The organism is Shewanella piezotolerans WP3 (assembly GCF_000014885.1).
In the GTDB taxonomy this organism is placed as follows: domain Bacteria; phylum Pseudomonadota; class Gammaproteobacteria; order Enterobacterales; family Shewanellaceae; genus Shewanella; species Shewanella piezotolerans.
Genome location: NC_011566.1, coordinates 3677247 through 3692375 on the forward strand (window position 1 = coordinate 3677247; position 15129 = coordinate 3692375).

Annotated in this window: 15 protein-coding genes; 4 read left to right on the top strand and 11 right to left on the bottom strand. The window is 44.5% G+C overall.

Annotation, left to right across the window (positions count from 1 at the left end; all coding sequences use genetic code 11):
* The first annotated feature begins 93 nt into the window (after window positions 1-93).
* Genes rcsF through SWP_RS15530 form a run of 3 tightly spaced genes read left to right on the top strand, consistent with a single transcriptional unit; the run spans window position 94 to window position 1868 of the window.
* Window positions 94-477, top strand: coding sequence for an Rcs stress response system protein RcsF (gene rcsF / locus SWP_RS15520; RefSeq protein ID WP_020913519.1), 384 nt, complete (start codon window positions 94-96; stop codon window positions 475-477).
* Between the two features lie 22 nt (window positions 478-499).
* Entirely contained in the window at window positions 500-1252 is a 753-nt protein-coding gene (gene tsaA, locus SWP_RS15525; protein WP_020913520.1) for a tRNA (N6-threonylcarbamoyladenosine(37)-N6)-methyltransferase TrmO, read from the top strand.
* Entirely contained in the window at window positions 1245-1868 is a 624-nt protein-coding gene (locus SWP_RS15530) for an acyltransferase (RefSeq protein WP_020913521.1), read from the top strand. Before tsaA ends, SWP_RS15530 begins: the two co-directional genes overlap by 8 nt.
* A 16-nt stretch (window positions 1869-1884) precedes the next feature.
* Here the strand turns inward: SWP_RS15530 and SWP_RS15535 are convergent, their stop codons facing one another.
* The 3 genes from SWP_RS15535 to SWP_RS15545 form a co-directional block, all read right to left on the bottom strand.
* On the bottom strand, window positions 1885-2349 hold the full coding sequence (locus SWP_RS15535) for a GNAT family N-acetyltransferase (RefSeq protein WP_020913522.1): 465 nt from the start codon (window positions 2347-2349) through the stop codon (window positions 1885-1887).
* A gap of 145 nt (window positions 2350-2494) precedes the next feature.
* On the bottom strand, window positions 2495-2842 hold the full coding sequence (locus SWP_RS15540; RefSeq protein ID WP_020913523.1) for a cupin domain-containing protein: 348 nt from the start codon (window positions 2840-2842) through the stop codon (window positions 2495-2497).
* A gap of 128 nt (window positions 2843-2970) precedes the next feature.
* The gene (locus tag SWP_RS15545) at window positions 2971-3321 is read right to left on the bottom strand and encodes a DUF805 domain-containing protein (RefSeq protein WP_020913524.1); all 351 of its coding nucleotides are present in this window, start codon (window positions 3319-3321) and stop codon (window positions 2971-2973) included.
* Window positions 3322-3777: 456 nt separating this feature from the next.
* Here SWP_RS15545 and SWP_RS15550 point away from each other — a divergent pair, with 456 nt between their 5' ends.
* A complete protein-coding gene (locus SWP_RS15550; RefSeq protein WP_044555984.1) occupies window positions 3778-5490 on the top strand; it encodes a proline--tRNA ligase in 1713 nt (570 codons plus the stop codon).
* A gap of 126 nt (window positions 5491-5616) precedes the next feature.
* Here SWP_RS15550 and SWP_RS15555 read toward each other — a convergent pair whose 3' ends face one another.
* From SWP_RS15555 to SWP_RS15590, 8 genes are all read right to left on the bottom strand, one after another.
* On the bottom strand, window positions 5617-6840 hold the full coding sequence (locus tag SWP_RS15555; RefSeq protein ID WP_020913526.1) for a phenylacetate--CoA ligase family protein: 1224 nt from the start codon (window positions 6838-6840) through the stop codon (window positions 5617-5619).
* A 13-nt stretch (window positions 6841-6853) separates the two neighbouring features.
* The gene (locus tag SWP_RS15560) at window positions 6854-7672 is read right to left on the bottom strand and encodes an ABC transporter ATP-binding protein (protein WP_020913527.1); all 819 of its coding nucleotides are present in this window, start codon (window positions 7670-7672) and stop codon (window positions 6854-6856) included.
* Window positions 7673-7772: 100 nt separating this feature from the next.
* Window positions 7773-9047 carry an ABC transporter substrate-binding protein gene (locus SWP_RS15565; RefSeq protein ID WP_020913528.1) on the bottom strand — a complete coding sequence of 425 codons (1275 nt, stop codon included), beginning with the start codon at window positions 9045-9047 and terminating at the stop codon, window positions 7773-7775.
* Between the two features lie 76 nt (window positions 9048-9123).
* On the bottom strand, window positions 9124-10197 hold the full coding sequence (locus tag SWP_RS15570) for a branched-chain amino acid ABC transporter permease (RefSeq protein WP_020913529.1): 1074 nt from the start codon (window positions 10195-10197) through the stop codon (window positions 9124-9126).
* A 53-nt stretch (window positions 10198-10250) separates the two neighbouring features.
* Complete coding sequence (locus SWP_RS15575; protein ID WP_020913530.1) at window positions 10251-11144, bottom strand: branched-chain amino acid ABC transporter permease; 894 nt, start codon at window positions 11142-11144, stop codon at window positions 10251-10253.
* On the bottom strand, window positions 11141-13105 hold the full coding sequence (locus SWP_RS15580; protein WP_020913531.1) for a long-chain fatty acid--CoA ligase: 1965 nt from the start codon (window positions 13103-13105) through the stop codon (window positions 11141-11143). The genes SWP_RS15575 and SWP_RS15580 overlap by 4 nt, the downstream gene beginning before the upstream one ends.
* On the bottom strand, window positions 13105-13902 hold the full coding sequence (locus tag SWP_RS15585; RefSeq protein ID WP_044556480.1) for an ABC transporter ATP-binding protein: 798 nt from the start codon (window positions 13900-13902) through the stop codon (window positions 13105-13107). The genes SWP_RS15580 and SWP_RS15585 overlap by 1 nt, the downstream gene beginning before the upstream one ends.
* 156 nt (window positions 13903-14058) lie before the next feature.
* On the bottom strand, window positions 14059-15099 hold the full coding sequence (locus SWP_RS15590) for a DcaP family trimeric outer membrane transporter (RefSeq protein WP_020913533.1): 1041 nt from the start codon (window positions 15097-15099) through the stop codon (window positions 14059-14061).
* Between the last annotated feature and the right edge of the window lie 30 nt (window positions 15100-15129).

The following is a 15129-nucleotide window of genomic DNA, read 5'->3' on the forward strand; positions in this document are numbered from 1 at the left end:
AAAAGTGCTCTTTATGAGCACTTTTTTGTACGCCTCTTTAGTGAAAGCTAACCCCTTTTACTAACCTAATAACTCATATAACAGGCATTCATTATGAAATACCTACTGCCAGCTTCTCTTATCATTTTACTTAGCGCTTGTGCGGGTGAATATGCCTTTAACAGTAACCTCGATGGCGAAGCAATTAACGATTACTTTAAAGTTGGCGATGTCACGCTTTATGAAGGAAGTATTCAACCTAAAGGCCCTTATGAAATAAAAGGTTTAGTTGAGGGTGAAACTTGTCAAATAGGCGAAAGCGATGCCCCTGCTTCTATTGTTGAAGCGCGCACATTAGCTCGCCGTGCAGCAGCAGATAAACAAGCAAATGGAGTTGTCATTAAGAACTGCTTGTTAATCGAAGAGTCTACGCCAAACTGCGTGACTCGTGCACTATGTGTTGGTCAAGCTATTGTGACGACTACAGCGCAGGAATAGCCTAACCGCTAGTTAAGTGATTATGTCTTTTACCAATCAGATCCAAGCGGTAGCGTACTGCCGCACACCGTATAAACAAAAATTTGGCATCCCGCGCCAACCTGGCTTGGTGAGCGCTGCTCGAGGCTTTGTTGAACTGGCGCCGCCTTTCAATCAAATTGATACCGTTCGGGGCTTAGAGCAATATTCTCACCTTTGGTTACTCTTTTGTTTCCATGAAAACTTAGCCCAAGGCTGGAAAACCACAGTGCGCCCCCCCCGTTTAGGTGGTAATGAGAAACTGGGAGTATTTGCTACGCGCTCAACGTTTAGGCCCAACGGTATTGGTCAGTCTGTGGTGAAACTCCATGGCGTGCACAGCGATAATGGTAAAGTCCGTTTGGAGATCTCTGGCATGGACTTGCTTGATGGCACCCCAATCGTAGATATTAAGCCATATATTCCCTTTTCCGACTCGATTGAAGAGGCCGCTGGTGGTATTGCCCAAGAGGCGCCAGTCCTAGCAAGGGTTACTTTTTGCCAAGCAGCTCAACAACAATTAGAGCTTTACCAAAAAAGTGATAACTATCCAAGGCTTGCTGAGTTAATAATAGGGGTATTAGCGCAAGATCCTCGTCCCGCTTACAAAAAAGCTAAGGCCGATCCTAAACTTTATCAAGTCGCTCTGTATGACTTAGATATCTTGTGGAAAATGTTAGCCGATGGGATAGAAGTACTTGAATTGCGGCCGTCACAAGTTGGCATCTCCGCCAAGTTGGAGAAAAGTGATGACTGAAACTGGCAAGCCTGACTACCAAGCTCAACATAAAAAGCGCCTGTCTTACATGCCATGGCTGTATTTTTCCCTCAAAGAAAAACACCGCTTATGGGCTAAACCTTGGCAAGATAAAGTGCAAGCACACTTTTGCAGTGTAGAAACCATCTCTATTGCCGAAAACAGCTTTGTGGCACCTGAAGCAAATCTGTTTGCAGAGCGCGGACGCGAAATTAAAGTCGGTAGACAGTGCATGATTGCCGCCGACAGTTTTATACATGGGCCGCTCACTTTAGGCGATGAAGTAGCAATCAATCACGGTTGTTCAATCGATGGTGGCCGCCATGGCATAACCATTGGCAAGCAAACTCGTATTGCTAACAACGTGACTATCTATGCTTTTAATCACGGCATGACACCCGATTCTCCAATCTACCAGCAAGCTTCCAACTCAAAAGGTATCGTAATCGGCGAAGATGTCTGGATAGGCGCGCAGGCAGGGATTGTCGATGGCGTTACAATAGGCAATCATGCCGTTGTGGGTATGGGGGCTGTGGTCACTAAAGATGTAGAAGATTACGCCATTGTTGCTGGTAATCCAGCAAGAGTCATTGGCGATAGACGAGATAAAACATAACATTTAATGAATTAAATTAGCTCAATTGCTTCGCCATTAATACAGAGGTAATTTCAAAACCTAAAGGATGCACCCATAAAGTTTCTTCTTTAGCCTCAAAACCGAGTCCTTGATAAAATTTAACCGCATTTAAAGATGATGACAGTGTTAACAATTTAACGCCTGCGTGCTTGGCTACCAACAGTAGCTCGCTAGCAATGAGCCTGCCATAACCTTTACCTACGCAATCAGGGGAAACAAAAAGTGCCTCTAGGCGACATTGCTCAATATCAACGAAACCAAAACCCAATAGCTGGTTTTGCACCTCAAAGACCAATGCGCCATGATGCACTAATACATCAGCAAACCCATCAGGCATTGGCACACTTGACCAGTTCGATACTATCTCTTGGCTATAATGGCTTGAGCAAGTGCGCAATATTGCCTGCGATCTAATCTGCCATACAGTACTCGCATCGGCCTTGGTTGCTTTTCTTATCATCTTCCAACCCTACTGAGTTAAGTGCTAAACATTGATGATTTCAATGGAGGATTAACACTGCAATTAAACGAATAATGCCGCTCATTTATCTAACTTGTGTCATCAACTTCAATTTCCAGAACTTAATAGAGAACTAATTGGGCGGTTAAATGGACACTTGAATAACCAAGATATCAATCACGCAGTCCGAATTGTTTACCAAGCCATGTTCAGCAAAAGGCTGATTTAAAATCATATCACCTTTCTTAATGAATACCTTTTTGCCATTGAGCTTCATCTCACCTTGCCCTTCAAGCACGATATACATCTCTTCATTATTAGCATGCTTATGGTAACCAACACTTGATTTGGGCGGGATCACCACTCTATCGATAAAATCTACATTACTGCTAAAGTCAGCAGGCTTCCATATCTCAAACAGGTCATATTCACCAGTACCATCATGGGACTTTGCTAGCGTTTGCTTTTTTGCATCAAGAAAGTTTTTGAGCAACGAGCTTACCTCTTTACACCAAACGATGTTGAACTTGCAGAATTACCGACATTCTCAACAACAGCTATAGGCAAGAAAAAGGCCAAGTCAACACTTAACCTGGCCTTTAATAACCTATAAATACTGACTTAACTTGCGGCAATGGCTTTAGGGTTGCCGCCATAGCTATTTTCATCATGGCTGTCTTGGACAAAAAAGATGATGAGTACAATAAAGCCAATAATAGGAAGAATATAGAGTAACTGCCACCAGCCACTACGACCAGTATCATGCAATCTTCTAGCACCAATACTTAAAGATGGTACCAGCAGCGCTAATGAAAAGAGAAGTGATAAAATTTCAGTACCAAGCAATGAACCTACTAGCGCTAAAATCAAATAGAAAATGGTGTAAAACAGCATAAACATCCAATACTCAGTTCGTCTTGCACGACCTGAAAAATCAGCATACTTCCGTAAAGCTCCGATAAAATAATCCATTATTTTGGACTCTCCTTGTTGTTATCAATCATCATGCTCAAGTTTTGAGCTTATCCATTCTAAATATCTGCAGATGGTATACCTAATACCCCAGCCCGATATTGAATCAAATTTAAATTAAATTACTTTAATTAACAAGCTTTTAAATTAATAAATCAAAATGGTGAACTCGTTACTCCCTATCTTAGTTTTAAACTAACTGATAACTGAAATCCGCTCGCTTTTAACTAGCATATAGAGGCTACTCTTTCGACCAAAAAAGTCGTTCCTATCATATGTAGACCCTAACCAAGATAGTCTCTTATTCAAACCCAACCTTCTCCCTATTTCCCCATCCGCCTTAGTACCCAATCCAGCAAAAAGTAACAATTTTGACTAATGTCGAAATCCTTAGGTGACATAGCTTCTACAAGTGATAAAATGACGCCCATTCAACTCAAATTTGGACACTCGGTAATGCGCGTAAGCAAGTACCTGCTATCAACACAAAAAGAAACTCCGGCTAATGCTGAAGTCATTAGTCATCAGTTAATGTTACGTGCGGGCATGATCCGTCGTAACGCATCTGGCTTATACAGCTGGTTGCCGACAGGTTTACGTGTACTACGTAAAATCGAAGCAATTGTTCGAGAAGAGATGAACAAGGCCGGTTCGGTTGAAATTCTAATGCCTATGGTTCAGCCCGCAGATCTTTGGCAAGAGACAGGACGCTTTGATAAGTTTGGTCCTGAGCTGTTACGTTTTCAAGATCGTCACAACCGTGACTTCGTCTTAGGCCCTACACACGAAGAAGTCATCACCGACATCGTGCGTAAGGAGGTTAACTCTTACAAACAGTTACCACTAAACCTATACCAAATTCAGACTAAATTCCGTGATGAAGTTCGCCCACGCTTTGGCGTGATGCGCTCGCGCGAATTTTTGATGAAAGATGCATACTCTTTCCACCTAGAGCAAGAGTGCATGGATGAAACCTATGAGGCTATGTTCCAGGCTTATAACAATATCCTTACTCGCTTAGGCTTATCATTCCGCCCTGTAATGGCAGATACGGGATCTATTGGTGGCAGCTTGTCACACGAGTTCCACGTACTGGCTAACAGCGGTGAAGACTTAATCGCTTACTCAACAGAAAGTGACTACGCGGCTAACATTGAAAAATGTGAAGCGCCTATGCCAACTGAAACACGTCAAGCGGCAACTAGCGAGATGACTTTAGTCGATACGCCATATGCCAAGACCATTGCAGAGCTCGTTGAGCAGCACGATATTGCGATTGAAAAGACGGTTAAGACCTTAATCGTTAAAGGCGCAACTGAAGAAGCGCCTTTGGTTGCATTGGTTATTCGAGGCGACCACGACCTTAACGAAGTCAAAGCTGAAAAGATTGATGCGGTTCTTGCTCCTTTCGAATTTGCTGATGATGCCGATATTCGTAAAGCCATTGGTGCAGGTCCAGGCTCTATCGGCCCTGTCGGCCTTGATATTCCAGTTTTCGTGGATCACGGCGTAGCAGTAATGAGTGACTTTGGCGCGGGTGCTAACCAAGACGACAAACATTACTTCGGCATTAACTGGGAGCGCGACTTACCAAGCGCACCAGCATTCGATTTACGTAACATCATCGAAGGTGAAGCTAGCCCTTGTGGCAAAGGCACTATCGCACTGCTTCGTGGTATCGAAGTGGGACATATTTTCCAGCTTGGTAGTAACTACTCAGAAGCGATGCACGCTAACGTACTTGACCAAAATGGTAAGTCTAAGACACTACTTATGGGTTGCTACGGTGTGGGTGTTAGCCGCATGGTTGCCGCTGCTATTGAGCAAAACCATGATGATCGAGGTATTATCTGGCCAGAAGCTATCGCGCCATTCCAAGTTGGAATTTTGCCAATGAACATGCATAAGTCTCACCGCGTTAAAGATATGGCTGAACAGCTATATCAAGATCTAACTGATGCAGGTATGGAAGTGTTGTTTGATGACCGTAAAGAGCGAGCGGGTGTGATGTTTGCTGATATGGAACTTGTAGGCCTACCAAATGTTGTGGTTATCGGAGACCGTAACATTGATAACGGTGTATTCGAATATAAGAATCGTCGCACTGGTGAGAAGCAAGATGTTCCGTTCGATCAAATTGTTGAGTTTTTAAAGGCACAACAAGCATAGTTCATGGCTAATGAGCTTTACACTCAAAGCTGAGGCTCAATAGATAATAGTAAAACGCCGATGATTTATCATCGGCGTTTTTGTTTAGCTCAACCTTTTAACTTTCTATCGTCTATCGTCTATCGTCTATCGTCTATCGTCTATCACGATACCATCTTTAGGCAAACTACCTAAAGGCTCGATACTCACCTCAGCAGATAACTGTGTCACAGCTCGTATGGTTTGCTCAATTGCACTGACATCCACGCTATTTAACGCTGTCTCCGCCACCTCACACAACAAGCACATTTTATCGTTATCATTATCTCGACTAACGACCATTCGTAAACGCTGTATCGCATTGTGCTGCACTCTTATCTGTTCAACTTGCTCAGGGTGCACAAACAAGCCTTTTACTTTAGTGGTTTGATCTGCACGGCCAAGCCAGCCTTTAATGCGCATATTGCTGCGGCCACATGCGCTTACCCCCTCTAGCTGAGCAGATAAGTCCCCTGTCGCAAATCGAATCAAAGGATAACTAGGATTAAAGCTAGTGATAACAACTTCCCCCACCTCGCCCACATCTACTGGCGTTAGCGTACCGGGCCTCACCAACTCTAATATTATATTTTCAGCGACAATAAGCCCGTCATCAACAACACTCTCAAAAGCGATTAATCCAATATCTGCGGTGGCATAGGCCTGCTTAACTTCAATATCGGCTTTGATAAATGCAGACTTTAACGACGGCGTTAGCGCTTCCCCCGTCACTAACGCTTTTTTGAATGGCAGATTCAATTGCTGAGCTTTGGCTTTATCCAGCAAGATTTTCAGAAAAGATGGTGTACCGCAATAACCATTAGGTTTGAGATTTTTAGCCATGTCTAGCTGTAGCTCTGTTTGGCCAGGACCCGCAGGGATCACACTACAACCACAGGCTCTCGCGCCGGAATCCATAATAAAGCCACCCGGTGTAAGATGATAAGACAAGCAGTTTTGCACTAAATCTCCAGCTCTAAAGCCAGCGGCAAAAAATGCTTGCCCCATGCGCCACCAATCATGCTCGTCTGCTTCTGGCTCATAGATTGGCCCTGGGGATTGAAATACTCTTGCAATATTGGCCACTTGGGGCACCATACCAGCAAAGGGCATAGCTGCCATTTGTAGCTTGATTAAGTCCGATTTACGGGTGATAGGCAGTGAGGCCAAGCTCGCTCTGCTATCTATTTCACTGACATCAATATCAGCAAGCAGTTGCTGATAGTAAGGAGATGACTCCTTAGCAAAGCATAGAAAATCACTTAATCCAGACAGTAATGTTGATTCTCGCAGCATCATCGACTGCTGCTCTTGAGCACTATAAAAAGGCATAGACGAGACTCCTTTACAACCAACGTTTACGGCGTTTATAAGACTTTAAATTTTTGAAGCTTTTACGCTTTTCATTACCACCACCGAGATAAAATTCCTTCACATCTTCATTATTTAATAGCTGTTCCTTATTACCGTCTAGCACTATTTTTCCCGACTCCATAATGTAGCCGTAATTAGCCGCCTTTAGCGCATAGTTAGCATTTTGCTCCACCAGCAACATGGTGATCCCTTGGTCCCGATTGATCTTTTCAATGATACCAAACACCTCTTTAACCAGCAGTGGCGACAAGCCCATTGACGGCTCATCCAAACAGATCATTTTCGGTCTCGCCATTAACGCCCTGCCTATGGCAAGCATTTGCTGTTCACCGCCCGATAAATATCCCGCCAACCCCGTACGTTCCTTCAGGCGAGGGAAATAGTTAAATACCATGTCGATATCTTGATTAACTTGGCCATCGTTACGGGTATAAGCACCTAGCTTTAAGTTTTCGATAACACTCATATCTTCGACAATCCGCCGACCTTCCATGACCTGAAACAAACCGGAACGCACCACATCTTCTGCATTTTTAACGTCAATTCTCTCGCCCATAAAATGAATATCACCGCGAGAGACTTCGCCATTTTCGTTTTTGAGTAACCCAGATATCGCTTTTAAGGTGGTTGATTTTCCCGCACCATTTGGCCCCAACAACGTCACTATCTCACCTTGAGGAACATCAATACTCACCCCACGCAAAACTTGAATAACATCGTCATAGACGACTTCAATGTTATTAATTGACAACAGAGGACTCTCAGGCTTTAACTGCACAGCTTGTGACATAACAACTCCAACTTTAAATGTTCTTACCTAGCAGATGATCGCTCATCCACTAGGCAGGGATCCCGTTTAAGATTAATAACCAGGGTTTAGCAAGCGAGGCTTAATAACCTAACCAATCAACACGGCGCTCCAGTGTCACTTGATTCACTTTTTCAACTCGCACATCACCACCATTAAAGTTGCCTTTGTAGATGTTGACTTGGTTAATACCGCGGTGATCTTCTGGTGTCCAAGTTGCCGCTAAACAGACCCCTTCAAGCCCTTTAGGCACCCAGTTTTTACGTGCGTACATGCCCTTTTTAACGTTTTCTCCTGTTACTCCGCCATTTGCTTTGGCCCACTCCATGGACTCCTTCATAAAGTAGGTCGAACAAATCCCACGAATATAATGGTGCAGACGCTCTTCACCACCTTCGCTATCAGACATCTTTGAGATCTCGCGAACCAGCTTCATCCCAGGCACGTCATCAGTCCAAAATGGCGTCATGGTTGGGAAAATGTAATTTTTAACACCCTCTCCCGCCGCCTTAAATACCAACTTGTCGCCGCCCCAGATATTCGACATAAACTGGATATCGGTGCCGACGGTATTACAAGATTTAATCAATGACTGCACCGAGCCACCTAAGTTACCGATGTAGCCATAATTGGTTTTAGAGCTTTTAAGACTCAAGCACTGAGCTTTAAAGTCACCGGGCTTCATTGAAATGACCACTGGAGGCTGAACATCAAAGCCTAACTCGGTTGCGTATTCAGCACATGCAGCTTTAGGAGCGTTGGGAAAAGGATGGTTAGCGCCAATATGAGTAAACTTTGGCTTACCTTGTCCTCCTTTGGTTTTCCAATCGTTTGCCGCCCACTGCACTAAGCCACGGCAAGAGTCTGAGTAAGATGCACCGTAGAAAAAGTTATAGGGTGCTGGTTTTTTGGTCTTAGGGTTTTTGCCTTGTGGGTCAGTTAAATGCCCCGAATAGGATGCTGAAAAAACCGGTGTTTTATCTTTTGCTGCAAACGAAATTAACGCTTCAGTATCCGCCGTTCCCCATCCTTGCATCGCCACCATATTCTTACGCGATTTCCACTTTTTATAAGAGGCGATCGCTTGCGGAACCTTGTAGGCATAATCGATAGTTTCATACTCAAGCTTAGTGCCGTCAATGCCACCATGGGCATTGATATAAGCTAACGAGTCTCGAACACCATCAGCATATGGCTTACCTACAAACGCTGTTGGCCCCGACATATCAGCCAGATGGCCAACAAAAATAGTTTCCTCAGCATTGGCTGTGGTTGCTAAACAAGCAATACTTGAGCCCAGAGCCAATTTTAAATAGTTCACTTTGCTCAATCTGTTTTTCTCGGTATTGTTATGCATTGTTATAATCCTTCAAGTGTTCAGTCAAAGTTGAAAGCTGTATACCGCTGCTGTACAGCTAGGTAAAACCAGGTTGTTAGTAAGCAAACGGGTAGAATTTCCAATAATTCTTAATTTGTGCCCAACGATGGGCTAGCCCTTCAGGTTCAAAAATCAAAAACAGGATGATGACCAATCCAATCGCCATCTCTTTGATATAGGCAAGGCCATCAGTCACCATGGGGATATTGCCCCAGTCGGTGTACTTCATCAGGGCGACAATGCTCTCGAGCATTTCTGGCAGTAACACCATAAACACCACCCCCATTAAGGTGCCTTTTATTGAGCCAAGGCCGCCAATGATCACCATTGCCAAAAACTGAATAGACATCAAAATGGTGAAGCCTTCAGCCGAAACATAACCTAAGTAGTGAGCATATAAAGCGCCGCCAATACCTGCGTAAAACGAAGATATTCCAAATGACAGCAAACGATATTTGTTAAGCTTCACCCCCATAATTTCAGCAGAGAGATAGTGATCTCGCACCGCAACAAACGCGCGACCATCACGGCTACGCATCAAGTTACAGCCCCAGATATACATAAAGACCAAAGCAAATAACGCGATGTAGTAGAAGCTCTGATCGGTATCAAAATCAAAACCAAATAGATTGACTGGCGCTGCCATAGAGCCTGAAGAACCGCCAGAGAACCACTCTGCTCGAGCGAAAAAATCCTCAATAATGAACTGCGCCGCTAAGGTTGCAATGGCAAGATACAGACCTTTAATTCTTGCTGCTGGCATTCCGAACATCATGCCAACGGCCATGGTCAAAAAGCCTGCCAGCGGAATACACAGCACCACAGGAATTTGAAAGCTGGTGTTTAACCACGCTGAGGCAAAAGCACCAAAGCCAAAGAATGCGCCGTGACCCAGTGAGATCTGCCCAGTGAACCCCACCAAAATATTGAGACCTAATGCTGCAATCCCTAAGTATGAGATCTGAATGAACAGCGTTAGAAAGTAGCCATCAAGTACCAATGGCGCACCACAAGCAATGGCGATAAGCGCTATCGTCATCAGTCGGATAGTTTTAGTTTCAAATATTGTGTTGTCGGCTTTATAGCTGGTGCGGAAATCACCACACGGACGCATCGCTAAGCTAGACATAAGAACTCCTTAAACAAAAAATTGGCGATAAATAAGTAACGTAAGATAGGTGCTTAGATACGCTCGATGTCACGAGTACCAAACAGGCCATAGGGCTTAAACCATAGAATGATCAACAGCACGTAAAACGGCGCGATGTCGTACATGTTGCCGATATGCAGGTACTGACTATCAAAGAACTCAGCCACATTTTCTAAAATACCGATGGTAATGCCGCCGACTATCGCGCCGACTATTGAGTCGAGGCCACCGAGAATAACCGCAGGAAAGACCTTGATGCCGATAGAGGAGAGAGAGTCTGAGACACCATTCACCATGCCGATCACTACACCTGCGGTTGCAGACACAGTCGCTGCAATTCCCCAACTCATGGCGAAAACTTGTTTCACTGATATTCCCAAACTTTGCGCAACTTGCTGGTCAAACGCTGTCGCCCGCATTGCCAAGCCATGTTTTGAATATTTAAAGAACAAGAAAAAACTGACCATAATAATAAGCGCAATCACGGTACTCATTAAGTAAGCCAACTCGATATTAAGCCCAAAGATTGAGATTGATTGGGTATCGAAAACTGTTGGGTAACTCTGCGGAGATACACCGAAAATCCACTTAGTCAAAGATTGGAAGAAGATAGATAGGCCTATCGTCACCATTATCACTGAAATAATGGGTTCACCAATCATTGGCCTAAGCACTATCATCTGTAGAAATACCCCAAACACCGCCATAAAGCAGAGTGTGAGTAAGAAGCCTAAGAAGAATGGCAACTGTAGGTAAACCAAGAGCGCCCAACAAACCCATGCGCCCACTAACAAGAACTCACCTTGGGCAAAGTTAACAATCTGGGTCGACTTGTACACTAAAACAAAACACATCCCCACCACACCATAGAGCAGACCAACTATCAGCCCATTAATGATAAGTTGCAGTAACAGTTCAAAATTCATGACGCTCTCCTTTGAGAAATACTGCTTTGAGTAGCCACTGAAGATTCAATAACAGTTGCCACCTTCAGTTGGGTTTGAATGCGCGATTGACTGCCATCTTGGAAGGTAATCACGGTATCGATATCAACATGGGGTTTATCGCTATAGAGTGAGTCGATAATGTCAGCATATTTATCAGCAATGACACCTCGGCGAACTTTACGGGTACGAGTCAGTTCACCGTCATCAGCATCGAGCTCTTTGTATAGCAGGATGAATTTATTGATCTTCTGAGCATCAGGGAGCGATTGATTAACTATTTCTACCTCTTTAGTCAGTTGCTCATAAACCTCTGGCAAGGTTGACAGATTGGTGTAGTTGGTAAATGCCAGTCCTTGCTGTTCCGCCCACTTAGAAACAATACTGAAACGAATACAAAGAATGGCTGATAGGAACGGCTTGTCTTTACCTAAAATCACCGCTTCACCGATGAACGAAGAGAACTTAAGCTTGTTTTCAATATATTGTGGCGAGTACTGGATCCCATGGCTGGTTTTAGCCAGATCTTTAATTCGGTCGATGACCACCAAATGTCCCGAAGGCTTAAAATAACCAGCATCTCCGGTGTGCATCCAGCCCTCTTTTACGTCTTCATCAAAAGCCGCTTGGTCACCTAGGTAACCATTGAACATACCCACCGTTTTAGCGATAACCTCACCGACGCCTTCGCTGTCGGTATTAATCACCTGCAGCTCGGCGGTATCAAAAGCAACACCAACACTGTCATAGTCAACATCATCTTGATGGTGGATGGTGTAAGCACCGCACATCTCTGTTTGACCGTATAGCTGGCGCAGTGGCACCCCAATACTTTGGAAAAACTTGAAGGTATCTGGGCCCATAGCTGCTCCACCGGTTGCCGCAGATTTTAGGAATGAAAAGCCAAGCCTATCGCGCAGCGCTTTCATTAATAGAATATCCGCCAACGTCGAGCGCTTACCTTGAGCAAGTGCTGCCTCTGCGCGTTTCATCGCAAACTCAAATAGCTTTTTCTTCAATGGCGTCGAGTCCATCATCCGCGCTTGTACGTCAGCTAAGATCCCTTCCCACACTCTCGGCGCGAGTAATACAAAGCTTGGACCGATTTCACGAAGATCAGCCATCATGGTCTCTTGTTCTTCTACAAAGTTAACTATCTGTCTGGCAATCAGTGCTTGGCCGACAGCATACACCTGCTCCATGATCCAAGGCAGAGGCAATACCGATACATAGTTGTCGCCAGGCATTCTTGGGTCGGCACGCAAGTATGAGCAGCAGTGGTCAATAAACTTACTGCCCTGCAACAATACAATTTTGGGTTTTGAGGTCGTGCCAGATGTGGTGCAGTAAATGGCAATATTGTCGGCTTTTCCCGCATCGACTAACTCGTCATAAGCTGTTGGGTGTTGTTTATCAAGCTGCTGTCCACTCTTGTAAATATCTTCGATGTTTATCAATCGCGGGTCGTCGTACTTACGCATTCCTCGAGGATCGCAATAGACAATGTATTTTACTGAAGGGATTTGATCACCAAGCTCGAGTAACTTATCGCACTGCTCCTCATCTTCAGCAATCACCACCTGCGCATTACTGCGGTTAAGCAGGTATGCCACCTCTTCATGCAGCGAGTCTTGATAGATCCCTAAAGAGAAACAACACAAGGCATGAGCTGCAACTTCGCCCCAAACCCACTCAGGTCGGTTATCGCCTAATAGCGCAATGGTTGTTTCGGCTTCAATGCCCAAATCACGCAGGGTCAAAGACAGCCACTTAACCCGGTTATGGTAATCGAGCCAGCTAAACTCGCTCCAGATGCCAAATTCTTTTTCACGCATGGCAATATCATCGCTCCATAGCAGCGCATTGTGGCGCAATATTTTGGGAAAGGTATCCATGTCTCCCATATCGAAGCGGCTTGCAGCTCCTTCATTTGCAGTTTTCATTAACCCACCTCCTGCAGCTGCTCATTATCATCTAGGCCCAAGTAAGCTTGCCTAACATGTTCATTTGCCATAACTTCATCCGGTAAACCGCTAACCAGTTTCTTACCAAAATCGAGCACCATCACTTCATGAGAGATATCCATTACCACTCCCATATCGTGCTCAATCATCACCACTGTAATGCCAAACTCTTCATTGAGATCTAAGATGTAGCGCGCCATATCTTCCTTCTCTTCTAGGTTCATGCCAGCCATGGGTTCATCGAGTAGAATTAGTTTTGGGTTAAGTGCGATAGCACGGGCCAGTTCGACACGCTTACGTAAGCCGTAGGACAAGGTGCCTGCTATAGACTTCCGCACATGGGATATATCGAGAAAATCAATTATCTCTTCAACTTGGCGTCGATGCTTTAGCTCCTCTTTTTGTGCAGGAGAAGCCCAGTAAAGTGGCCCAGTTAACCAGTTATTTTTCATCTGGTGATGACGACCAACCATGATATTGTCAAGAACTGACATATGACCGAAAAGCGCAAGGTTTTGGAATGTTCGACCAATGCCCAAATCGGCACGGTCATTTGGCCGCATGTGCGTGACTTCTTGGTTATCAAAAAGAATGGAGCCTTCATAGGGGCGATAGCGACCGGAGACACAGTTAAGCATCGAGGTTTTACCTGCACCGTTAGGCCCGATAATCGAAAACACCGACCCTTTTTCAACTTCAAAACTGACATCTGTTAGCGCTTTTACGCCACCAAATGCTAGGGAAATCTGTTCAACTTTTAAGATTTTATCTGTCACACCCATACTCCTTTACACTCAACATCGTTCTGCTTCTCGCACTTATCGTCACTAAGTACTTATGTCCGACGACTGTCATGGGGAATCAATAACTGAATACAAAAATACTTATTCACATCAAAATGACAGCAGAATTAACACTGCTGTCATCAAAGGCTAAAGTGCGTAACGGAAAGAGAGTTGTGCGTAGTCGGAGTCGACATCTTGATCGCCAATTTCAAAGTTACCCACCTCAAAACCTATCGCTAAATGCGGAGTGAGGTTTTGGAAAAGGTTAACACTCCACTGGCTGCGTTCAGCATTGCCAATGTCTGTTTCAACACGACCATAAAGCGCGGTACTTCTTAAGGTGTCAGTCCAAAAATGGCGATATGCGACAAGGTAAGAAGTGGTGCTTTCAACCTCTTCTCCAACTAAGTCTTGCGCCACGCCAATCCCCACATAACGGCCAACTTCACCTTGGTGGAATTGAAAGCGCAGATCATCTTTTCCAAAGGTTTTAATACGTCCGGCAATAGAGCCACCAAATGCAGTTTCACTGTTACCGAGGTCAGTATTTAGGCTGCGACCAAGCGCAGATATTGAGATATCACCCCAGTCTCCTTTGAAGTTATAACGGGCAATAACATCGGGAAGATCATCGTTTGCGGTATCGCCACCAACACTTTCAGGGTTTTCTATTGAGACTTGAAAACCGCCAATGTCGTAACGAATTTGACCTTGACGAATAAAGGCCAATCCCACCGTTGCGCCAGCAAAATCTGCTGTTTCAGGAATCGCGCTAGTGTTCATAAAGGTGGTCCAGGTTTGACCTGCTGTTAAGCCTTCATATTTGATAAATGCATGACGTATTCTTGGGTTTGCCGAGTTGGAAACAACTTGGTTGCCACCACCTCCAAGAAAGTCCATTTCAATAAAGCCCATCACATCGCCGTGGACATATTTAGTGTTAAAGCGTGTTTCGTTAGCGAAAATTCTAAATTGAGAAGCACTCGCCTCAAGCGGCGTGCCTGTACCAATCCAAAAGTCACGGTAACCAACATCACCACTGACATAACGCGCATCAACTTTAATGTAGCCACCAAATGTTAGTTTTCCATCTTCGCCAACGTCAAAGTCATAACCGGCAGCAGCTGAACTGGCTAGCAAGCACAACGAACCTGCTAATGTGATTTTTTTTATTTTAGAAATGAGCATCTTTTATCCCCTTTAATGTCTGCACTCAAG